Source organism: Leifsonia sp. KNZ13-11D (assembly GCF_056754895.1).
This window is the reverse complement of record NZ_JBPGWU010000001.1, coordinates 2204338-2225732: the sequence shown is the minus strand read 5'-3', so window position 1 is coordinate 2225732 and position 21395 is coordinate 2204338. Positions and strand designations below refer to the sequence as shown.

General features: G+C 71.1%; 21 protein-coding genes and 1 pseudogene. 15 read left to right on the top strand and 7 right to left on the bottom strand.

Annotation, left to right across the window (positions count from 1 at the left end; all coding sequences use genetic code 11):
- The first annotated feature begins 57 nt into the window (after positions 1-57).
- Together ACR9Y5_RS11095 and ACR9Y5_RS11090 are read left to right on the top strand one after the other, a co-directional pair.
- A complete protein-coding gene (locus tag ACR9Y5_RS11095; protein ID WP_481298006.1) occupies positions 58-1110 on the top strand; it encodes a hypothetical protein in 1053 nt (350 codons plus the stop codon).
- A gap of 71 nt (positions 1111-1181) precedes the next feature.
- Positions 1182-2609, top strand: coding sequence for an FAD-binding oxidoreductase (locus tag ACR9Y5_RS11090; protein ID WP_481298005.1), 1428 nt, complete (start codon positions 1182-1184; stop codon positions 2607-2609).
- Here ACR9Y5_RS11090 and ACR9Y5_RS11085 read toward each other — a convergent pair.
- On the bottom strand, positions 2560-3240 hold the full coding sequence (locus tag ACR9Y5_RS11085) for a Type 1 glutamine amidotransferase-like domain-containing protein (protein WP_481298004.1): 681 nt from the start codon (positions 3238-3240) through the stop codon (positions 2560-2562). The two genes, ACR9Y5_RS11090 and ACR9Y5_RS11085, sit on opposite strands and share 50 nt — an antisense overlap.
- A gap of 173 nt (positions 3241-3413) precedes the next feature.
- Between ACR9Y5_RS11085 and ACR9Y5_RS11080 the strand changes: the two genes are divergently transcribed.
- Positions 3414-3827 (top strand): VOC family protein, encoded by a 414-nt coding sequence (locus ACR9Y5_RS11080; protein ID WP_481298003.1) that lies wholly within the window; start codon positions 3414-3416, stop codon positions 3825-3827.
- 24 nt (positions 3828-3851) lie between these two features.
- On the opposite strand, the gene ACR9Y5_RS11075 is transcribed toward ACR9Y5_RS11080, so the two are convergent.
- The gene (locus ACR9Y5_RS11075; RefSeq protein ID WP_481298002.1) at positions 3852-4370 is read right to left on the bottom strand and encodes a DUF2127 domain-containing protein; all 519 of its coding nucleotides are present in this window, start codon (positions 4368-4370) and stop codon (positions 3852-3854) included.
- Between the two features lie 70 nt (positions 4371-4440).
- On the opposite strand from ACR9Y5_RS11075, the pseudogene ACR9Y5_RS11070 reads away from it, so the two are divergent.
- Together ACR9Y5_RS11070 and ACR9Y5_RS11065 are read left to right on the top strand one after the other, a co-directional pair.
- Positions 4441-4815: pseudogene (locus ACR9Y5_RS11070) on the top strand (universal stress protein); the annotation flags it as partial.
- An 86-nt stretch (positions 4816-4901) separates the two neighbouring features.
- Positions 4902-5306: a universal stress protein gene (locus tag ACR9Y5_RS11065; RefSeq protein ID WP_481298001.1), complete on the top strand. Its 405-nt coding sequence runs from the start codon at positions 4902-4904 to the stop codon at positions 5304-5306.
- Between the two features lie 14 nt (positions 5307-5320).
- Here ACR9Y5_RS11065 and ACR9Y5_RS11060 read toward each other — a convergent pair whose 3' ends face one another.
- From ACR9Y5_RS11060 to ACR9Y5_RS11050, 3 genes are all read right to left on the bottom strand, one after another.
- Positions 5321-5626, bottom strand: coding sequence for a DUF5652 family protein (locus tag ACR9Y5_RS11060; protein WP_481298000.1), 306 nt, complete (start codon positions 5624-5626; stop codon positions 5321-5323).
- Positions 5627-5688: 62 nt separating this feature from the next.
- A complete protein-coding gene (locus ACR9Y5_RS11055; RefSeq protein WP_481297999.1) occupies positions 5689-6843 on the bottom strand; it encodes a cation:proton antiporter in 1155 nt (384 codons plus the stop codon).
- Between the two features lie 188 nt (positions 6844-7031).
- Positions 7032-9284, bottom strand: coding sequence for a GH25 family lysozyme (locus ACR9Y5_RS11050; RefSeq protein ID WP_481297998.1), 2253 nt, complete (start codon positions 9282-9284; stop codon positions 7032-7034).
- A gap of 231 nt (positions 9285-9515) precedes the next feature.
- Here ACR9Y5_RS11050 and thrS point away from each other — a divergent pair, with 231 nt between their 5' ends.
- Both thrS and ACR9Y5_RS11040 read left to right on the top strand, forming a co-directional pair.
- Complete coding sequence (gene thrS, locus ACR9Y5_RS11045; protein ID WP_481297997.1) at positions 9516-11513, top strand: threonine--tRNA ligase; 1998 nt, start codon at positions 9516-9518, stop codon at positions 11511-11513.
- Positions 11501-12094 carry an HIT family protein gene (locus ACR9Y5_RS11040; RefSeq protein ID WP_481297996.1) on the top strand — a complete coding sequence of 198 codons (594 nt, stop codon included), beginning with the start codon at positions 11501-11503 and terminating at the stop codon, positions 12092-12094. The genes thrS and ACR9Y5_RS11040 overlap by 13 nt, the downstream gene beginning before the upstream one ends.
- A gap of 168 nt (positions 12095-12262) precedes the next feature.
- Here the strand turns inward: ACR9Y5_RS11040 and pdxY are convergent, their stop codons facing one another.
- Together pdxY and ACR9Y5_RS11030 are read right to left on the bottom strand one after the other, a co-directional pair.
- Entirely contained in the window at positions 12263-13114 is an 852-nt protein-coding gene (gene pdxY, locus ACR9Y5_RS11035; protein WP_481297995.1) for a pyridoxal kinase PdxY, read from the bottom strand.
- Between the two features lie 43 nt (positions 13115-13157).
- Positions 13158-14468, bottom strand: a complete 1311-nt coding sequence (locus ACR9Y5_RS11030; protein ID WP_481297994.1) for an aminotransferase class I/II-fold pyridoxal phosphate-dependent enzyme — start codon at positions 14466-14468, stop codon at positions 13158-13160.
- An 89-nt stretch (positions 14469-14557) separates the two neighbouring features.
- On the opposite strand from ACR9Y5_RS11030, the gene pdxS reads away from it, so the two are divergent.
- From pdxS to yajC, 8 genes are all read left to right on the top strand, one after another.
- The gene (pdxS, locus tag ACR9Y5_RS11025) at positions 14558-15460 is read left to right on the top strand and encodes a pyridoxal 5'-phosphate synthase lyase subunit PdxS (protein WP_481297993.1); all 903 of its coding nucleotides are present in this window, start codon (positions 14558-14560) and stop codon (positions 15458-15460) included.
- On the top strand, positions 15450-16106 hold the full coding sequence (gene pdxT / locus ACR9Y5_RS11020) for a pyridoxal 5'-phosphate synthase glutaminase subunit PdxT (protein ID WP_481297992.1): 657 nt from the start codon (positions 15450-15452) through the stop codon (positions 16104-16106). Before pdxS ends, pdxT begins: the two co-directional genes overlap by 11 nt.
- Positions 16107-16130: 24 nt before the next feature.
- Complete coding sequence (locus ACR9Y5_RS11015; protein ID WP_481297991.1) at positions 16131-17780, top strand: FAD-dependent oxidoreductase; 1650 nt, start codon at positions 16131-16133, stop codon at positions 17778-17780.
- Positions 17781-17858: 78 nt separating this feature from the next.
- Complete coding sequence (locus ACR9Y5_RS11010; protein ID WP_481297990.1) at positions 17859-18623, top strand: YebC/PmpR family DNA-binding transcriptional regulator; 765 nt, start codon at positions 17859-17861, stop codon at positions 18621-18623.
- Positions 18624-18638: 15 nt separating this feature from the next.
- Complete coding sequence (gene ruvC, locus ACR9Y5_RS11005) at positions 18639-19226, top strand: crossover junction endodeoxyribonuclease RuvC (RefSeq protein WP_481299561.1); 588 nt, start codon at positions 18639-18641, stop codon at positions 19224-19226.
- Positions 19223-19846: a Holliday junction branch migration protein RuvA gene (ruvA, locus tag ACR9Y5_RS11000; RefSeq protein ID WP_481297989.1), complete on the top strand. Its 624-nt coding sequence runs from the start codon at positions 19223-19225 to the stop codon at positions 19844-19846. Before ruvC ends, ruvA begins: the two co-directional genes overlap by 4 nt.
- On the top strand, positions 19843-20880 hold the full coding sequence (gene ruvB / locus ACR9Y5_RS10995; RefSeq protein WP_481297988.1) for a Holliday junction branch migration DNA helicase RuvB: 1038 nt from the start codon (positions 19843-19845) through the stop codon (positions 20878-20880). Before ruvA ends, ruvB begins: the two co-directional genes overlap by 4 nt.
- Positions 20881-20938: 58 nt before the next feature.
- On the top strand, positions 20939-21364 hold the full coding sequence (yajC, locus tag ACR9Y5_RS10990) for a preprotein translocase subunit YajC (protein WP_481297987.1): 426 nt from the start codon (positions 20939-20941) through the stop codon (positions 21362-21364).
- Positions 21365-21395: the final 31 nt, after the last annotated feature.

Genomic DNA, 21395 nt, shown 5'->3' with positions numbered 1-21395 from the left:
AGCGTTGTCGGCATGAGGAGCCGGACGTGCGATCGGCCGATCACCGAGGAGGGCATCATGACCGTGACGACGAGCCGACCGCCGGCGTCGAACGAGGGATACCGCTCCGGACTGCGCTCGTTCGAGCGGTTCGTTCTGGACGGCGAGCGTCACTTCGGCCCCGGAGGATCGCGCGACCGCGAGTTCGCGACGTTCTTCGAAACCGTCGCCCATGATCTCCGGCCCGCTGTCGAGGCGTATTTCCGCGGGGCGATCCCGCGGTCGCCGCTGCCTCTGCCGGATGCGGTCGAGACGGATGGGGCCGCGACCGGCGCGCCGGTGACGACGACAGCGGGGGCGGACTCCGTCGTCAGGGAGCCGGGCCGGCCACCGGCGGGGAGGGTGGGCCGCGTCGAACTCCTCCTCGAGGAGCTGACGCTCGACCCCTGCCCGACGGGGCGCGCCGGGCGACGCGCGTCCATCTTCCTGGATGTGACCGCAGTCGATGCGGTGGGTGGACTCGCGACGACCAGTACGCGAGCCTGTCGACGGGGAGCATGTCTCCCGGCCGCCTTCTGCGACCGGGTGCTGGCGGCGGTGGAGCTCGGCCGGCCCGACGGTGGAGCGGCCCGGACGGTGTCGTTCGAGGTGGCCGCGGCGGAAGGCACCGAGGACCGCTTCCCCGAGCTGGTCGAAGCGACCCGCGACTTCGTTCGCCGAGACCTCGACACCTTTCCGGGGATCGCGTGGGAGGGCGGCGTCCTGCGCCCCGATGCGGCCGCGGTCGTCGATGCCCACGTGCGAGCGTGGCTCGACTGCCTCCTGGTCTGGTCGGCCGACATCCTCCCGACGACCGGGAAGACGACGGAAGTCCGCCTCGGAGCTGAGGCGCAGTTCACCGCGACGCTCGACGGCCCGGAGCTCGACTACGTCTACCGGAACGCATCCACCGGACGCCTCGTCGAGATCGTGGGCAGCAGCCACGTGCGCGGGAGGCCGATGGTCCACACCTTCTCATCGGCCGGTGAGGAGCTGCGGGCCCGCTTCCGGATGGGATTCCGGGCCTCGACCGCTGCGCCGGTCCCCGTGGCGCGGAGCCGGCCGCGCGTGCTGCAGGAAGTCGGCACCTAGCGCCGCGGAGGGCGCTGCGATAGTGGGCCTCAGGCCCTGACAGGAAACGTCCGAGTCGAGGGAGAACGACAATGCTGAAGAACACAACCGGGGCCGTGGACGCGGCCTTCGAAGAGCTCGCCGCTCAGGTGAGCGGTACGGTGACGACCCCGCACGATGCGGCCTACGACACGGCTCGGGCCGTGTACAACGCCATGATCGACAAGCGTCCCGCAGCGATCGCTTCCTGCCGCGACGCCGCCGACGTGGCCTCGTGCATCCGCTTCGGCCGCGAGCAGGGTCTGGAGATCGCGGTGCGCGGCGGCGGGCACAACGCCGGCGGTCTCGGCGTCTGGGATGACGCGCTCGTCATCGATCTGTCACCGCTCCGCGAGATCACCGTCGACACCGAGGCGCACACCGTGCGTGCCGGCGGCGGATGCACCTGGTCGGAGGTCGATCAGGCGACGGTGGCCGCCGGCATGGCCACCCCCGCCGGCATCGTCTCGTCGACGGGGGTCGGGGGACTGACCCTCGGCGGCGGGATCGGCTACCTCGCCCGCCGCTTCGGCCTCACGGTCGACAACCTCGTGTCCGCGGACGTGGTGCTCGCCGACGGCTCCCCGGTGACGGCGGACGAGACCCACCACCCCGACCTGTTCTGGGCGCTCCGCGGCGGCGGAGGGAACTTCGGCGTGGTCACCTCCTTCACGTTCCGCTGCCACGATATCGGCGACCATGGGACCATCGTCGGCGGCCCGGTGCTGTACGACTTCGCGGACACCGCTGCGGTGATGCGCTGGTACCGGGAGACGCTGCCGAGCCTTCCGGAGGAGCTGAACGGCTGGCTCGGGATACTCTTCATCCCTGCCGGGCCGCCGTTCCCCGAGGAGCTCTGGGGACGGAGGGCGTGCGGGATCGTCTGGTGCTACGCGGGGCCTCCGGAGCGGGCGGACGAGGTACTGGAACCGGTGACGACGTTCGGATCGCCTCTGCTCGTGGGCATCCAACCCATGCCGTACTCCGCGTTGCAAGCCGCATTCGACGCGATCTACCCCACCGGACTGCAGTGGTACTGGCGCGCCGATTTCTTCACCGAGCTCGCCGATTCGGCGATCGACGCCCACGTCGAGTTCGGGGCGGAGCTGCCCACCGCGCAGTCGACGATGCACCTGTACCCGATCGACGGCGCCGTGAGCCGCGTGGCGCCGGACGCGACCGCCTTCTCCTACCGCGACGGCGGCTGGGCGGGTGTCATCGTCGGCGTGGACCCGGACCCGGCGAACGCCGATCGCATCTCGGAGTGGACGCGGGACTACTGGCAGGCCCTGCACCCGAGTTCGGCGGGCGGAGGCTACGTGAACTTCCTGATGGACGAAGGAGCGGACCGGGTCAGAGCGTCCTACCGCGCGAACTACCCACGGCTGGCGGCGGTCAAGGCGCAGTACGACCCGGACAACGTCTTCCACATCAACCAGAACGTCCCGCCCGAGGGTACTGCTCCCAATGCCCCTCGCTGATCACGTCGGCCCGGCCGTCGACGACAGCGATCGCCGTCTCGTCGTCGATCGCGTACGAACGGCCGGGGATGCGCTCCGCCCACCGCCGTGCGGCGTCGAGCGTGTTGCCCGACCAGCCGGGGTAGTCGAGGTGGGGAAAGATCGAGAAGTCGACGAGGCCGAGGGTGTCGTCGGGGCCGTCCGGCTGCCAGTCGAGGAACTCCGCACCCACGCGCGGTGTCATCACCATGCTGCCGGCGCTCACGCCCACCCAGACGGTGTCGGCGAGTTCGGGCAGCATCGCGGCCAGACCCGACCGCTGCATCCACGTCGCAAGGTATCTCGCTTCTCCGCCGTCGACCAGCAGCACGTCGGCCGCGCGCACCCACGGCTTCCAGCGCTCCTCGGCGAGACTCGGCAGCGCGGTCAGCTCGAGCACCCCGACCGACCTCCAGCCCAGGCCCACCAGGCGGTCATCGTCTCTTCCGGCGGTCGATCGCCAGACGCTCTGCGGGCTGCACGCCGGCTGCCCCCACTGCGCGGTGGGGATGAAGAGGGCGTCGCTGTCGGCGATCGGTTTGCCGAGCATCCCGATCAGCGCCTCGCGGATGCTGTCGTTGGTGACTCCACCCGACGTGAGCAGCAGCTTCATCCTCGACCTCCCCCGAGTCTGCCGAACCGAGGATCACACTAGACCGGAATGGCGTGGGCACTCGTCATCCGCTCCGCGGCCGTCGTCGCCCACGTCTCGTCCGCCCATTTCAGCCGATCCGCTGCGCACGTCCCTAGGATCGGACATGACACCGAACGGAGCAGCACAGGACCATGATCACCGCACTCAACGTCGCCTCCATCTTCGTCCTCGACAAGGAGCAAGCGCTCGACTTCTACGTCGGCAAGCTGGGCCTCGAGAAGGGCAACGACGTCCAGCAGGGGACCTACCGCTGGCTCACCGTCCGCGTCCCCGGCGGCCAGACCGAGATCTCGCTGGAGGAGCCGGGGCCACCGATCCACGATCAGGCGACGGGCGACCAGATCCGCGAGCTGATCACGAAGGGCGCCCTCGGCGGGGGCCTCGTGTTCATCGCGGACGACGTCCACGCACTTTACGACACCCTGCGCGAACGCGGCGTCACAGACTTCACCCAGGAGCCGACGGAGCACTTCTACGGCACCGACATGGGGGTCCGCGACCCGTTCGGAAACGCGATCCGGATCCTGCAGCAGGGGAACGGCTGAGAAAGCGGGGCAGCACCTCCGACGTCAGCTGAGCGCGCCCCGCGTCTGCGGTTCGGCCACGGCCTCCCGGTCCCGCCGTCGCATCCGGTACTCATGAACGGTGAGGGCGACGATCAGGATGTCGAACGCCGTGAGCGCTACGAGCCCCCACGAGAAGTGCACCACCAGCTCGTAACCCTGCCAGCCGATGAAGGCGACCAGGACGCCGATCAGCCACGGATAGGCCCACAGCTTGTCACGCAGCACCGCTACGACGAGGACGACCTTCACCACCCCGTGCACCAGCAGATAGACGGCGCCGAACAGGGTCGTGGACACACTGAGGCCGGACGCGTAGTCCACGAGGGCGTTCGCGACGGGATCGTTCGGGTGCTCGTGTAGCTCCGGTCGGGCGACGGCACGGGTGACCGCTTCGATCTGGGCGGGCGAGACGAGCAGGAGCGCGACTCCGGCGACCAGCTCGATCACGCCGTCGAGCCCCTTCAGCACCAGTGCGACGACGAAGGTGCGGTCGAGCAGGGAGCGTCTGCGAGTGCCGGACACCCAAGACACGGTACCCGCGTGGGTCGGAAATGCAGGCGGTACTTCCGGGCGACCGTCGCGGGCGAGGAGGATGACCGCAGAAGCGACGGGAGGACGGATGGCCGAGACGATCGTGGTCGCCGTGGATGGTGAGCAGGCCCACCGGGCCGCGCTGGACTGGGCCGCAGCGCGGGCCGTGCGCACGGGATCGCGCCTGCAGCTCATCCACGTCGTCGAGCCGTCCTGGGGCGACCGTGGTGGAGAGCCCGATCCGTCGCTCGTCCAGGTGTCCTCCGCGCTGCTGGAGGCGGAGAAGGCGCACGCGCTCGCCGCAGCCCCGGCAGAGCTCGGGATCGGCACCGAGACGCGGTACGGGCGCCTCGCCGCGGAACTCGCCGCCGCGTCGATCGGCGCCGCGATGCTGGTGATCGGCACGCCCCCGGAAGCGGAGCGGCGGCACGCGTTCGCCAGCAGCGCGGCCGCCCGTGTCGCCGCCGCGGCCGGGTGCAGCGTCGCGGCCGTCCCGCACGGCTGGGACGAGGGGGACGCGGTGTGGTGGTCGGCGTCGACGGCGAACGTGCGGAGGATCCAGCGGTCGAGTTCGCCGCCGCAGAGGCGGAGGCGATCGGGGACCCGCTCACCATCGCGTGCGCCGGATTCCTCTCCCACCCGCTTCTCGACGAACGGGTCGCGGACGAGACGGAGGACGACCCGCGCGACCGGGTGGTCGAGGATGCTGCCGACACCGTTCTCGCCCGGCATCCCGGCGTCACCGTCTTCACCGAGGTGCTCGAGACCTCACCCGCTCGCGGACTGGTCGCCGAATCGGACGGGTCACGGATGCTGGTGCTCGGCACCAACGACTGGCGCGGGGTCGAGCGGGCTGTGCTCGGCTCGGTCGCGCACGACGTGCTCGTCAACCTCCGGACTCCGGTGGTCGTCGTGCGGGCCGGTTAGCGGGCCGGCGGCCTTCAGTCCTCCGGCGGATGGTCGCGCTGCTCCACTTCGCCCGTGGCGGCGAGGATGGCCTCCTCGTCCCGTTCCCGGGCGCGACGGGGACGGTCGACGCCGAAGAGGTAGATCGCATCCAGAACGCCGAGGGTGTTGCTGAGCAGCAGCGCGACGAACCACGGTTTGCTGTCGTTGCGCGCGGCGCGCCACAGCGAGACGCCTTTCCACGCGAGACTCCAGGCGACGACGGCGGCGACCACCGCGCTGCTGCGGGCGGAGACGTCGTGGTCCCGTATCCAGGACATGCTCGACTGATTGGCTCTCATGCACAGAGTCAAGCGCCGCGCGGCGCCGGCCGAAAGTCAGCGGCTCGTCGCACACCCCCGCGTCAGTGCTCCTGAAGCGCGGGCCGTCGCTCCCGGCGCGCCCGGATCCGCCCGGCGGACACGGCCGCCACCGCCACCGTGAGCAGTGCGCCCAGCAGGATCGCCGACCCCTCGCCCGGAAGCAGCCCGCCCGTCTGCAACCCCAGCGCCACCGCCGCGACCGGGACCCCGAGCTGGCCGCTCGACACGAGTGCCTGGGCCCAGGGGAGGCCGGCGGCTCGGGAGGCGGCATGCGCGACCACCGCGGAGAGCCCGAGCGCGACGCCCAGCAGGATCATTGAGGGATGCGCAACCAGTTCGCGCAGGTCCACGGAGGCGCCGAGCCACACGAAGAACAGGGGGCCGAAGAACCCCTCGGTCATCCCGAACAGCTGGCGCGCCAGCCGGTGCGGTTCGCCGACGGCCGAGAGCACCAGGCCGAGCGCGAAGCCCGCCAGCATGATCGAGAGCTGGGCGAATTGCGCGATCGCGGCGAAGGCGAACAGCACGAGCAGGCTGAGACGCAGCTCCAGGGCGAACCGTCGCCGCTCCGAGTAGGCGTGCATCCGCCGGCGCACGCCGGTCCGGCCGAGGCGGCGCAGAACGAGGACCAGAGCGAACGACACCGCCGCGATGGCGATCGCCCCGACGGCCGCGGTCCCCGCCCGCCACGGTGCGACCGCGAACGGGAGGGCGACGACGCACACGAGATCGGCGACGGCGATCTGCGTGACGAGCTGCCCCAGCATCCCGAGGTCGTAGCCGAGCGACGTGAGCATGGGGAGGATGACCGCCGCCGACGAGGATGCGAGCACGATGCCGTACACCAGCGCGTGACCGGTGCCGAAGAACTGCGAAAGCGCGGTGGCGAGCACGGCCGCCGCGGCGCCCGCGACCGCCGCTCCCGCGAGGCCCAGCAGGCCGGTCTTCGACCGGAACCGGTGGTCGCGCAGCGGGATCTGCGAACCGACCACCACCATGGTCAGCCCGAAGCCGATGTCGGCGAGCAGCCGGAGGCCGTCGGCCTGCGGATCGATGAGCCGGAACCCGGTCTGCCCGATCAGGATGCCGCCCGCCAGCTCGCCGACGACGACCGGGACGCGCCAGACGCTGCGGGCCGACAGCAACGGCCCGAGGAGACCGACGGCGACGACCAGCGCCAGACCGGACGGGTTCATGTCGTCGCCCCCTGCCTGCGGCAGCGGTGCGGGGGAGTGCGCATCCCCTCAGTGTGCTGCACGCGGAGCGCGCGCGCGTCACCGGCTCTCCGGCTCGCGGGCTGTCCCGCCCACCAGCTCGCGGGGACGCAGAAGCGGCACCCGGCCGTGACCGGATGCCGCTTCGCGTCAGCGGACCGCCGACGACGTCAGTAGCAGACCCCCAGGGTGTCCACATCCGACGTGAGCACCGCGGTGCCGCCCGCGATGTTCATCGCCGTCGTGCCCAGGCGCACCATCTGGTCGCCGATCACCCGCGGCACGCAGGCGGGCCGTGCGAGCAGCAGGGGCCGGGAGGCCGAGCCCGCCGCGGCTGCGGCGACCAGCGCATCCTGCCACGCGATACCGGAGGCGACGTACACCGTGGACGCGCCATTGGACGGGAACGCGGAGGCGGCGAGCAGCGAACTGGTGGCGAAGCGGTCGGAACCTCCGATGCGCGTGACCGTCGCTCCGGTGCTCTGCGGCTGTGTGACCCAGACGTCGCCGACGACATCGGAGCCGCCGACCAGCGTCAGGGACTTCACGGACTTGCCGGCCAGGTACGACTGCGTCGCCGCATCGATGACCCCGCCGTTGACGAGCAGCAGCGGACTGTTCTTCTTCGCGGCGACCGGTGCCGCGGAGAGGGCGTCCGCATAGCTGTTCGCGGCGGCGACGTACGCGGAGGTGGCGTTGGGGAACGCGTAGGCGGCGACCAGCCGGGAGGTGTCGTAGCGGTCGACCCCGCCGATGCGGGTGACCGGTGCCACCGCCTTGAGCTGGTTCACGGCCGAGTCGGCGATCGCCGACGTGCCGCCGACCACGACGATCTTCGCCGGCTTCAGCCGCTGCACCTCGGCGAGCACCGCGTCCGGCACCGCGCCCGGCATCGTCAGCAGCACCGGGCCGTGCTGTGCGCCCGCCGCCGGAGCTGCGGAGAGGGCGTCGGGGAAGTCGAGCCCGGAGGCGATGTAGACGACGGGGACGCCGGGGGTCGGGAAGGCCTTCTGCGACACCAGGACGCCGGTGGCGAACCGGTCGGAGCCGGCCAGGCGCGTCGCGGTGGGCGCGGACGACGTGGCCGGCGAGACGAACGCCGTCTTGCATCCCAGGTCGCCGTCTCCTGCGCGGTCCCCGGGGAGCGCGACGGCCGTGATGCACGCTCCGTACTGGCCGTAGCCGCTCCACGGGGCCTGCGCGGAGAACCCGTGCGCTGCGCCGGCCGACGGGTACACGTTCCCGACGTCCGGTCTGTTCGCGTCGGCCGTGATCGTCGAGGTGCTGATACCGGCCGGCGTGTTCCATGTGATGCGCACCTGCGTCGACGCGGCCAGGTTGGTCAGGTCGATGGACCACCCGGTGATGGAGAACGGGCCGTTGGCGCTGACGGTCGCCGTGTCGTACGACCCGATCGGCGGGTGGCTCTGCGCGCCGTACGCGAACGACTGCAGCTGCGCGTAGGTGCCGTTGTAGATGTCCTGGTCACCGGCGAAGACACCGGAGCTGGCGTACTGCCACATGGTCCAGTTCAGCCAGCTGGCGGGCAGGGCGCCCGGCGTCGAGGTGCCGTAGCGGGCGACGAAGAGCGGGTAGGCCCCGAAAGTGTTGTTGGAGCCGGTGCACTGGTTCCACCAGTTGGCGGTGGAGTAGATCGCCGGCTCGATGCCGGTGAGGGCCTTCATGGTGTGCACGAAGTCCGCGATCCACGTCGACATCGCCGCCGTGGAGAGGCCCCAGCAGGTGCCGCTGCCGTCGGTGGCGTACTCGATGTCGAGGAGCGGAGGCAGGGTCCGGCCGTCCGGGGCCCAGTTGCCGCCGTGCGCGACGAAGTAGCGGGCCTGCGTGGCGCCGTCCGTCGTGTTCGGGGTGGCGAAGTGGTACGCGCCGCGGATCATGCCGACGCTCGTCGCGCCGGCCCACTGCGACGGGAAGTGCGAGCTGACGTAGTCGGTGCTCTCCGTCGACTTGATGTAGACGAAGCGGGCGCCGTTCGCCCACATGGCGTTCCAGTCGACGGTCGGCTGCCAACCGCTGACGTCCATGCCGAGGATGCCGCCGACGCCGAGCCCCGCCTTCGGCGTGATCGTGCGGGCGCTGGCCGCCGGGCCCTCGACCGCCTCGATCGTCGAGCCCATCGCGTGGTCGCCTGCGGCGTCCTGCACGGCCAGCGACGGGTCGGCCGCCGGGGTGGACGCCGAGGGCGCCGGCGTCGTGGGAGCGGGCGTCGCGCTGGGAGCGGGGGTCGCCGTCGGAGCGGGGGTCGCCGCGTCGGCGGGCGCCGCCGTGTCGTCGGAGGTCGCCGCCGGGGAGGACGTGCTCGTCGCGGCCGGCGTCTGCGCAGGCTCGGGCGCCGCCTGTGCGGGCGAGGCGCCGATCAGGGACAGGAGCAGCGCTCCGGTCGCGAGGATACCGATTCTCATGGGGTGGACATCCGCTCTTCTTCTCGGAGGTGTGGTGTCCAGTCGGTCGGGTCCGTCCGGAGGCTGTGGGGCAGGGCAGGCCGGTCCAGTGTACGACGAAGGCCGATGCGAGCGCATGCACCCGTATGGGCCACAAGCGGCCCCCCGCTGCGGACAGCGACGCGGACGGCCCCGCCGCACCCGGCTAGAGTTGGAGGGTTCTGAATACGACCCCGATCAAGGAGTGGACAGGTGGCCGACGGCTTCGAGCTCTTCACCGACCGTTCCGTTGTCGCGATGCGCGTCAACGGCGAGCTGAAAGACCTCGCGACGACCGTCACGACCACCGACACGGTCGAGCCGGTCACGATCGACTCGCCCGACGGGCTCAGCATCCTGCGCCACTCCACCGCGCACGTGCTGGCCCAGGCAGTGCAGGCGATCAACCCGGAGGCCAAGCTCGGCATCGGGCCGCCCATCACGGACGGTTTCTACTACGACTTCGACGTGCTGGAGGCGTTCACCCCGGAGGATCTCAAGGCTCTCGAGAAGGAGATGTCGCGCATCGTCCGCGCGGGCCAGCGGTTCGTCCGCCGTGTCGTCACCGACGAGGAGGCGCGTGCGGAGCTCGCGGGCGAGCCCTACAAGCTGGAGCTCATCGGCCTGAAGGGCGGAGCGCAGCACGGTGACACCGCCGCCTTCGACGAGAGCGAGTCGGTCGAGGTCGGCTCGGGCGAGCTGACCATCTACGACAACGTCGACCCCCGTGCTGGTGCGGACGGGACGGGCGAGACGGTCTGGAAGGACCTCTGCCGCGGCCCGCACCTCCCGAACACCCGCATGATCGGCAACGGCTGGGCGCTCACCCGCGTCGCCGCGGCCTACTGGCGCGGGAACGAGAAGAACAAGCAGCTGCAGCGCATCTACGGCACCGCCTGGGCGAGCAAGGACGAGCTGCGGGCGTACCAGACCCGCATGGAGGAGGCCGCCAAGCGCGACCACCGCAAGCTGGGCGCGGAGCTCGACCTGTTCAGCTTCCCCGACGAGATCGGCTCCGGCCTCGCGGTGTTCCACCCGAAGGGCGGGATCATCCGCAAGGAGATCGAGGACTACATGCGCGACCGGCTCATCGCCAACGGCTATGAGCTGGTGAACACGCCGCACATCACCAAGGCGCACCTCTTCGAGACCAGTCAGCACCTCAACTGGTACAAGGAGGGGATGTTCCCGCCGATGCACCTCGACGAGGAGCGCGACGCCGAGGGCAACATCACCCGGCAAGGGCAGGACTACTACCTCAAGCCGATGAACTGCCCGATGCACAACCTGATCTTCCGCGCGCGCGGCCGGTCGTACCGCGAGCTGCCGTTGCGGCTCAGCGAGTTCGGCACGGTCTACCGCTACGAGAAGTCGGGCACGCTCTCGGGCCTCACCCGCGTCCGCGGCCTCACGCAGGACGACGCGCACATCTACGTGACCGAGGAGCAGATCAAGGACGAGGTCGCGCGCCAGCTCGAGTTCGTCCTCGAGACGCTGCGCGGCTACGGCCTCACCGACTTCTACCTCGAGCTGTCCACGAAGGACCCGGACAAGTACGTCGGAAGCGACGAGAGCTGGGAGACGGCGACCGAGACCCTCCGCGAGGTCGCGATCGAGTCCGGCCTCGAGCTCGTGGACGACCCGGGCGGGGCCGCGTTCTACGGCCCGAAGATCTCGGTGCAGGCGCGCGACGCCATCGGCCGCACCTGGCAGCTCTCCACCGTGCAGCTCGACTTCAACCAGCCGGAGCTGTTCGAGCTGGAGTACAACGCGGCGGACGGCACCCGCAAGCAGCCGGCGATGATCCACCGCGCGCTGCTCGGGTCGATCGAGCGGTTCTTCGCGATCCTGCTGGAGCACTACGCCGGGGCTTTCCCGGTGTGGCTGTCGCCGGTGCAGGTGGTGGGCATCCCGGTCGCGGACCAGTACGCGCCCTTCCTCGACGATGTGATCTCGCGGCTGAAGGCGCGCGGCGTCCGCGCCGAGGTCGACCACTCGGACGACCGTATGCAGAAGAAGATCCGCACCCACACCAAGGCCAAGGTGCCCTTCCAGCTGATCGTCGGCGAGGAGGACGCGTCGGCCGGCACGGTCAGCTTCCGCTTCCGCGACGGCACGCAGCGCAACGGCGTGACGGTGGACGAGGCGATCGAGCGGATCGTCGAGAGCATCCGCTCGCACGAGCTGATCGATACGGCATGGCTCGACTGAACCTCGACTCGTACGACGAGGGCGCCGGCACGGGCGGGGACGACGGTCCCGTCCGCGTCGACGACCCGTCGTACCTCGTCGGTGTCCCGGACGAGTTCCAGCGGTTGTGGACCCCGCACCGCATGGTCTACATCCAGCAGGGCGACCCCGGTCACGACGACTGCCCGTTCTGCGTCGCACCGAGCATGAGCGACGAGGATGCGCTTATCGTCGCCCGCGGGAAGCACGCGTACGCGCTGCTCAACCTGTTCCCGTACAACAGCGGCCACCTGCTGGTGTGCCCGTATCGTCACATCGCGATGTACGACGAGGCGACCCCGGAGGAGGTCGCCGAGATCGGCAGCATCACCCAGACCGCGATGCGCGTCATCCGCGAGGTGTCGCACAACGACGGCTTCAATATCGGCATGAACCAGGGCGCTGTCGCCGGCGCGGGGATCTCGGCCCACCTCCACCAGCACATCGTGCCGCGGTGGGCGCAGGATGCGAACTTCTTCCCGATCATCGCCCGCACGAAGGCCCTGCCCCAGCTCCTCGGCGAGGTCCGCGCGTCCCTGGCGAACGCCTGGCCTCACCCCTGAGGCTGGCGACATTCGTGCCGAATGTCGCCTCTAACTCTGCGTTTCGCCGCATTCGGCACGAATGTCCACGCACCACTGCGCGCCCGTTAGCGCGACATTCGTGACGAATGTGCCGAAACGGGACGCGGAAGGGCGCATTCGGCACGAATGTGCCCGGAAGGGGGCGGGTCAGCGCACCCGGGTGACGGGGAACTGCTCGCGGGGGTTGGCGTAGGAGTCCTGCGACTCGACGAGTTGCAGTTCGCGTTCGCCGGACTCCAGGGTGCGCGTCAGCAGGTCGAAGACGCTGGAGACCGTCTTCCGCAGCGCCAGCTCGGCATCCCCGGTGCGCACGTAGTGCGCCGTGAACAGGGCGGCCGTGACATCGCCCGAGCCGTTGGCCTTCATCGGGAGGCGCGGCGTCTGCACGACCCACGCGCCCGCGTCGTCGACGGCCAGCATCTCGATCGTGTCGGCCGGCGCATCCGGACGCTCGACGCTGGTCACGAGGACGGTGCGCGGGCCCATGGCGCGGGCCGCATCCACCGACTCCAGCGTCGACTCGAGCGTGTCCGGCGAGGTCTCGGTGAGGAAGCCCAGCTCGAACTGGTTCGGCGTGATGATGTCGGCGACGGGGACCACCCGCTCGCGCAGCAGCACCGGGATGGCCGGGGCGACGAAGCAGCCGGACTTCGCGTTCCCCATCACCGGGTCGCACGCGTACACGGCGTCCGGGTTGGCCGCCTTCACACGCGCCACCGCGTCGACGATGACGTCGCCGATGCCCTCGCTGCCCTGGTACCCGGAGAGCACAGCGTCGATCTCGTCGAGCACTCCGCGCTCCTCGATGCCGGTGATCACCTCGCGGACGTCGTCCGGCGAGATCAGCGGGCCGCGCCAGGCTCCGTAGCCGGTGTGGTTGGAGAAGGTGACGGTGTAGACGGGCAGCACCTCGACGCCGATGCGCTGGAGCGGGAACACGGCGGCGGAGTTGCCGACGTGACCGTAGGCGACCGCGGACTGGATCGAGAGGATCTTCATCCTTCGATCCTCTCACCCCGCACGAGCGCGTTCCGCCGCAGCGTCAGCGGGCCGCGTCCACCAGGTCGTCGATCAGGCGTGCGGCGTCGTCGTCCGCGAGGTCGTGCACGGTGAGCCGGAGGTGGCGCGAGGGGGAGGTGCGCTCGCCGAGCACGAACTCGTCGCCGGTGCGCGCCAGCCAGCCGCGTCGCATCAACCGGTCGGCGACGACCTTCGCCTCGACCGGCAGCGGTACCCACAGGTTGAGGCCGTCGCGGGCCTCGGTGGGCACGCCGCGCTCGGTGAGCCGGGCGGCGAAGGCGGCGTTCCGTTCCGCGTAGTGGCGGCCGGCGGCGGCGACCTGCGCCAGCGCCGCCTCGTCGGTGAGCTGGGCGAGCACCAGCCGCTGCAGGATGTGGCTGACCCAGGTCGTGCCGGGGCTCAGCCGCATCGCGAGGCGGTCCGCCGTCTCCGGGTCGGTCGCGGCGACGGCGAGGCACATGTCGGGTCCGAGCGACTTGGAGACCGAGCGCACCAGGGCGTACCGCCGGTGCTCCGGCCCGATCAGGGTCTCGTAGGTCCGCTGCGACAGCATCGAGAAGTGGTCGTCCTCGATCACCAGCACGTACGGATGCTCGGCCAGCACGGCCCGCAGGGCGGCGGCCCGAGCGGGGGAGAGCGTCGCGCCCGTGGGGTTCTGCGCCCGCGGCGTGCAGATGACGGCGCGGACACCGGATTCGAGCGCGGAGCGGAGGCCGTCGACGGTCATGCCTTCCGCGTCTACGGGCACGGGCACAGCGCGGTAGCCGCCCAGCCGGACGGTGTGGATGCTCGCCAGGAAGCACGGATCCTCCAGCGCGACCGCGTCGTCACGCAGCAGGGCCTGCGCGAGCAGCCGCTCCACCGCATCCACCGCGCCGTTCGTGACGGTGATGCGCACGGGGAGGCCGGGGAGGTCGGCGCTCACCCAGGCGACGGCGCGCTCCTCCAGGGCCGGGTCGATGACGGGCTCGCCGTAGAGCACGGGGCGGCCGATCGCGGTCGCGAGGGCGCCGGAGAGGTCCGGGATGCGGTGCGGGTCCGGGTTCCCCGTCCCGATGTCGCGCAGCACGCTGCCGGGCGCGTAGCCCTCCTGCGCGACGGCGGTCACCCCGGCGACGACGGTGCCGGCCCGGCCGCGGGCGGTCACGACGCCCGCCTGCGCGAGCAGCCGGTAGGCGGCGACGGCGGTGTTGCGGTTCACTCCGAGCTGGGCGGCGAGCTCGCGGACGGGAGGCAGCGCATCCCCGGTCCGCAGCGCACCGCGTTCGTGCAGGGCGCGCACGCTCGCCGCGATCTCGGACGCGGTGCTGCCCGTGATGGTCTGCTCGTCCATGTCCCCTCCGGCTTGCGAGTCTAGCGAGCCGCGACGAGGATGCTATCGTTCGGCATAGGCCAAAACCGTTTTTGTACCACGAGAGGGCGATGATGACAGACAGCGAGCAGGGCACGTTCGGATCGAGCCGGGTCAAGCGCGGCCTCGCCGAGATGCTGAAGGGCGGCGTCATCATGGACGTCGTCACCCCCGAGCAGGCCCGGATCGCCGAGGACGCCGGCGCGGTCGCAGTCATGGCGCTGGAGCGGGTCCCCGCCGACATCCGCGCGCAGGGCGGCGTCGCCCGCATGAGCGACCCCGACCTCATCGAGGCCATCATCGCCGAGGTGTCCATCCCCGTCATGGCGAAGGCCCGCATCGGCCACTTCGTCGAGGCGCAGGTGCTGCAGGCCCTCGACGTCGACTACATCGACGAGTCCGAGGTGCTCTCGCCGGCCGACTACGTGAACCACATCGACAAGTGGCGCTTCACCGTCCCGTTCGTGTGCGGCGCGACCAACCTGGGCGAGGCGCTGCGCCGCATCAACGAGGGCGCGGCCATGATCCGCTCGAAGGGCGAGGCCGGCACCGGCGATGTCTCCGAGGCGACCAAGCACATCCGCAAGATCACGTCGGAGATCAACGCCCTGCGGTCGATGACCAAGGACGAGCTGTACGTGGCCGCCAAGGAGCTGCAGGCGCCGTACGAGCTGGTGCGCGAGATCGCCGAGACCGGCAAGCTTCCGGTCGTGCTGTTCACCGCGGGCGGCGTCGCCACCCCGGCCGACGCGGCGATGATGATGCAGCTGGGTGCGGACGGCGTGTTCGTCGGCTCCGGCATCTTCAAGTCGGGCAACCCCGAGCAGCGCGCCGCCGCCATCGTGAAGGCCACCACCTTCTACGACGACCCGAGCGTCATCGCCGAGGTCTCCCGCGGACTCGGCGAGGCCATGGTGGGCATCAACGTCGCCGACCTGCCCGCCCCGCACCGCCTCGCCGAGCGTGGCTGGTAACGGTCCAAGGGTCGGCGTCCTCGCCCTGCAAGGAGACTTCCGCGAGCACATCGCGGTCCTGCGCGGTCTGGGCGCCGACGCCGTCCCGGTGCGACGGCCTGCCGAGCTGGATGAGGTCGCCGGCCTGGTCATCCCGGGCGGCGAGTCGAGCGTGATGGACAAGCTGTCGCGCGCCTTCGGGCTCGCGGAGCCGCTGCGCGAGGCCATCGCTGGCGGTCTGCCGGTGTACGGCACCTGCGCGGGCCTGATCATGCTGGCCGACCGCATCCTCGACGGCATCGCCGGACAGCAGAGCCTCGGCGGACTGGATGTGGCGGTGCGGCGCAACGCGTTCGGCTCACAGGTGGACTCGTTCGAGACCGACCTCGACATCCCGGCTCTGGGCGACGAGCCGATGCATGCGGTGTTCATCCGCGCGCCCATCGTCGAGAGCGTCGGCCGGAAGGCCACCGCGCTCGCGCAGGTGGAGGGCGGCCGGGTCGTGGCGGTCGAGCAGGGCAACCTGATCGGGACCTCCTTCCACCCGGAGATCACGGGCGACACGCGCTTCCACGAGTACTTCCTGCACAAGGTGCGGGACGCCCGGTGGCTCCCGGGGCATGGTGCGGCGGACCGCAGCGCCTCTAGGATCGCGGCGAGTCCCTAGTCACCCGAGCCTGCGAGGACCGCCATGACCGAGCGTCCGCCCTTCCGTGTGCCGGTGGGGAGCGCCGCCAACCCGGTGCTCGACCGGGAGTCCCTCGTCCGCTTGCGTTCTCTCGGGACGACCGAGGAGGTCGCCGCAGGGGATGCGCTGTTCCGCGCCGGGGACGAGAACCTCGACTTCTTCGTGATGGAGGAAGGACGGGTGGACATCATCCGGGAGGCGACGCCCGGGTCGCGGGCGCGGACGGTCGCGCAGTGGCAGGCGGGGGAGTTCCTCGGCGAGCTGAGCATGCTGACCGGTCAGGCGTCGCTGCTCACGGCGCTGATCACCGAGCCGGGGCGGGTGCTGCGCATCCCGAACGCCCTGTTCAAACAGATCATGGCGACGGATGCGGCACTCTCGGAGACCCTGCTCGACGCATTCCGGGCTCGCCGGAGGCTGCTGATGGCCGCAGCGGACCGCACCCTCGAGCTCTTCGGTCGCGAAGGCAGCGCGAGCGCGCTCGCCCTGCGCCGGTACGCCGCGCGCATGGAACTGCCGCACCGCTGGATCGACGCGGGGACCGACGCGGGCCGCGAAGCGCTGGCGGCAACGGGCCACACGGAGGACGATCTCCCGCTCGTCCTGACCCGCGGCACCGCGATCGCGAACGCGACACCCCGTGAGCTCGCCGAGACCGTGGGGCTCGCCTTCCGCTACCGGGACGGCGACTCGTTCGACCTGGTCGTGGTCGGGGCCGGGCCCGCCGGCCTCGCGGCGGGGATCTACGGCGCCTCCGAAGGGCTCAGCACCCTCGTGCTCGACGCTCTCGCCCCGGGCGGCCAGGCCGCCGCCAGCTCCCGCATCGAGAACTACCTGGGCTTCCCTTCCGGCCTCTCGGGCGCCGAGCTGACCGAGCTGGGGCTCGTCCAGGCGCTCAAGTTCGGCGTCCGACTCTCCGCACCCGCCGACGTCGTCGAGCTGCGCCACGAGGAGGACGGGATCGTGCTCGGACTCGGCGACGGCGACAGCCTCCGCGCCCGCTCGGTCGTCGTCGCGACCGGCGCCCGCTACCGGCGGCTGCCGCTGGAGAACTGGGCGGAGTTCGAGGGCGGCAGCATCTTCTTCGCCACGACGGAGCTGGAGGCGCGGACCGTCGCGCGGCGTCCCTCGGTCGTCGTCGGCGGCGCGAACTCGGCCGGGCAGGCGGCGCTGTTCCTCGCCGGGCTCGGCGGCGACGTCGCGCTCGTCGTGCGCGGCCCGTCCATCGAGGCGAAGGTGTCGGCGTACCTGGTCGACCGGGTGGTCGCGCACGAGCGCATCCGGGTCCACGTCTCCTCCGATGTCACCGGACTGCACGGCGGGGAGCAGCTGGAGGAGGTCACCATCACCTCCTCGGCGACCGGTGACGCGGAGCGCGTCGCCGCCGCCGCGCTGTTCTGCTTCGTCGGTGCGGAGCCCGGCGCGTCCTGGCTGTCCGGGGCGGCCGTCGACGCGAGCGGATTCCTGCTCACGGACGTCGACCTGCCGGCTCCCGGGGACGGCGGCCGCGGCCCGCTGCCGTTCGAGACGAGCCTGCCGCGGGTCTTCGCCGCGGGCGACGTGCGTCACGGGTCGATGAAGCGGATCGCCGCCGCCGTGGGCGAGGGCGCCAGCGCCGTGGCGTCGGTCCACCGGGCTCTGGCGGTGCGCTGAGGCGCCGCGTCGTCCCGGGCCGGGCGCTGCCGAGGGCCTATTATGGACGGGTTCAGAACGTAATCCGAGGGAGCAGCAGTGTCCGGGCATTCCAAGTGGGCAACGACCAAGCACAAGAAGGCGGTGATCGACGCCCGCCGCGCGAAGTCCTTCGCCAAGCTCATCAAGAACATCGAGGTGGCGGCGAAGACCGGCGGCGCCGACTTGTCCGGCAACCCGACGCTCGTCGACGCGGTGCAGAAGGCCAAGAAGACCTCGGTCCCCAACGACAACATCGACCGCGCGATCAAGCGCGGAGCCGGCCTCACCGGTGAGTCCATCGACTACACGACGATCATGTACGAGGGCTACGGCCCCGGCGGTGTCGCCCTGCTGATCGAGTGCCTCACGGAGAACAGGAATCGCGCGGCGGCCGAGGTGCGCACCGCCATGACCCGCAACGGCGGCACCATGGCCGACCCGGGCAGCGTCGCGTACAACTTCCACCGCAAGGGCGTCATCGTCGTCCCGCACGCCGACGGCGTGGACGAGGACACGGTGCTCGCGGCGGTCCTGGATGCCGGCGCCGAGGAGGTCACCGACCGCGGTGAGAGCTTCGAGGTGCTGACCGAGGCGTCCGACCTGGTCGCCGCGCGCACCGCGCTGCAGGATGCGGGCATCGACTACGACTCCGCCGACGCCGAGTTCGTCGCGACGGTCAACGTCGAGGCCGACGCCGAGGTCGCCCGCAAGGTGTTCCGCCTGATCGACGCCCTCGAGGACTCCGACGACGTGCAGAACGTCTACACCAACCTCGACATCAGCCCCGAAGTGCAGTCGCAGCTCGACGAAGACGACGAGTAGGCCGCGACCGTGACGATCCGGGTGCTCGGCATCGACCCGGGTCTGACGCGCTGCGGCGTCGGCATCGTGGATGTGCGTCCCGACCGCCGTGCGACGCTGGTCGAGGTCGCGGTCATCCGCACGCCGCCGGGCATGCCGCTGGAGGAGCGGCTGCTCGCCGTCGGGACGGGCATCGAGCGACTGATCGACGAGCACGGCCCCGCCGTCGTCGCGATCGAGCGCGTGTTCGCCCAGCACAACCTCCGCACTGTGATGGGCACCGCCCAGGTCAGCGGCGTCGCCCTGCACTCGGCGGCGAAGCGCGGCCTCCCGGTCGGGCTCCACACCCCGAGCGAGGTGAAGGCGGCGATTACCGGTTACGGATCCGCGGACAAGAAGCAGGTGCAGGCGATGGTCGCCCGCATCCTCGGTCTCGACGAGGCCCCCAAGCCGGCGGACGCGGCGGATGCGCTGGCCATCGCGATCTGCCACGCCTGGCGGGGAGGACCGGTCGCCCCGGATGCCGGGGGAGCGGCCGGCGGCCTGACGCCGGCGCAGGCGGCATGGCGCGCCGCGGAGCGCTCCACCCGGGCGTCGGCGGCTCCCCGTAGGCTGGCACGGTGATCTCCTCCCTTCGCGGTACCGTGCTCTCGGCGAGCGGCGGAACCGCTGTCATCGAGGTGGGCGGCGTCGGCTTCGCCGTGCAGCTCACCCCCGACCATGTGCTGTCCCTGCGGGTGGGCGAGGAGGCGTTCCTCCACACCTCCCTGATCGTGCGGGAGGATGCGCTGCAGCTCTTCGGCTTCGCCGACCGCCAGCAGCTGGAGGTCTTCGAGCTCCTCAACGGCGTCTCGGGAGTCGGCCCCAAGTCCGCGATCGGCGTGCTCTCGGTGCTCTCGCCGGACGACATCGCCGCCGCTGTCACCGCGGACGACGACGCACCCTTCCGCAAGGTGTCCGGAATCGGACCCAAGACGGCCAAGCTCATCGTCGTCTCCCTCACCGGCAAACTGGCGGCGGTCCGCCGCCCGGCGCCGGTCGCGAAGGCGACGCGGGCGACGTCGTCGGTCTCCGACAGCGTGCTCGTCGCCCTGGTCGGCCTGGGCTGGCCCGAGCGCGTCGCGGCGGAGGCGGTGGCGGATGTCGTCGCCGACACCGACGAGGCGCAACGCGACAGCGTGCAGACCCTCCTCCGGCTCACCCTGGCCCGGCTCGGTCCCGCCGCTCCGCAGGGAGCGCGATGAGCGACGACCTGACCGCGCCCGAGCTCGAGTCGGAGTCGGAGCTCGCGTTCGAAGGCGCGCTGCGCCCCCGCTCGCTCGCGGAGTTCGTCGGGCAGGCGAAGGTGCGCGGCCAGTTGCAGCTGCTGCTCACCGCCGCCCGTATGCAGGAACGGACCGCCGACCACATCCTGCTTGCAGGGCCGCCCGGACTCGGCAAGACCACCCTGGCGATGATCGTCGCGCACGAGAGCGGCCGCCCGCTGCGGCTCTCCAGCGGTCCGGCGATCCAGCACGCGGGCGACCTCGCGGCCCTGCTGTCGTCGCTCACACCGGGAGAAGTGCTGTTCATCGACGAGATCCACCGCATGGCGCGTTCGGCGGAGGAGATGCTGTACCTCGCGATGGAGGACTTCCGCATCGACATCATGGTCGGCAAGGGAGCGGGCGCCACGTCCATCCCGCTCGACCTCGCCCCGTTCACGCTGGTCGGCGCGACCACGCGGTCCGGGCTGCTCCCGAACCCGCTGCGCGACCGCTTCGGCTTCACCGCGCACCTCGAGTTCTACGACGACGCCGAGCTGACGCAGGTGCTCAGCCGCGCCGCCTCGATGCTCGAGTTCGACATCGACCGCGAGGCGCTGGCCGAGATCGCGGGCCGCTGCCGCGGCACCCCGCGCATCGCCAACCGCCTGCTGCGGCGCGTGCGCGACTACGCGCTCGTGCACGGCGGGCGGGGTGACGTGGAGGCCGTGCGCGCCGCCCTCGAGCTGTACGACGTCGACCCGCTCGGGCTCGACCGTCTCGACCGCGCGGTGCTCCACATCATCCTGGAGCGCTTCGACGGCGGCCCGGTCGGACTGAACACGCTCGCGGTGTCGGTCGGCGAGGAGGCGGAGACCATCGAGTCCGTCGTCGAGCCCTTCCTGGTCCGGATCGGACTGCTCTCGCGGACGCCCCGCGGGCGGATGGCGACGGCCGCGGCGTGGAGGCACCTGGGGATCCCCAGCCCGGCGAGGGATTCCTCCCAGCCTCCGTCGCTGATCGATGACATATAATCCAAGCTGGCCGTTCGGCCAACCCCCTTGCCCCCGATGAAAGGTTCGGCAACTTCCCATGGTCTTTGACCCGTTGACCATCGTGATGATCGTCATCCTGGCGGCACTCGTCTTCTTCATGTTCCGCAACAGCCGCAAGCGGCGCCGCGAGCAGGACGAGACCCGCTCGAAGATGGTGCCCGGCGCCGAGGTCATGACCAACTTCGGCCTCTACGGCACGCTCGTGTCCGTCGACGAGGACGACAACACCGCGCTCATCGAGACCAGCCCCGGCCACGTCGTGAAGGTGCACCGCCAGGTCCTCGCCCGCGTGGTGGAGCCGAAGGTGGCCGAGCCGGCCGCCGAGACCGAGGGCGACGTCGCCGCGGCCCCGGGTGTCGAGCTCAACCAGGACCACGCGATCGCGGCCGACGCCGACACCACCGCGCCGGAGTACGGCGAGCGGGTCGACGACGCGGCCAAGAAGCACAAGAGCGACGACTGACACATTCCCTGTGGACCGGCGCTCTCGCTGC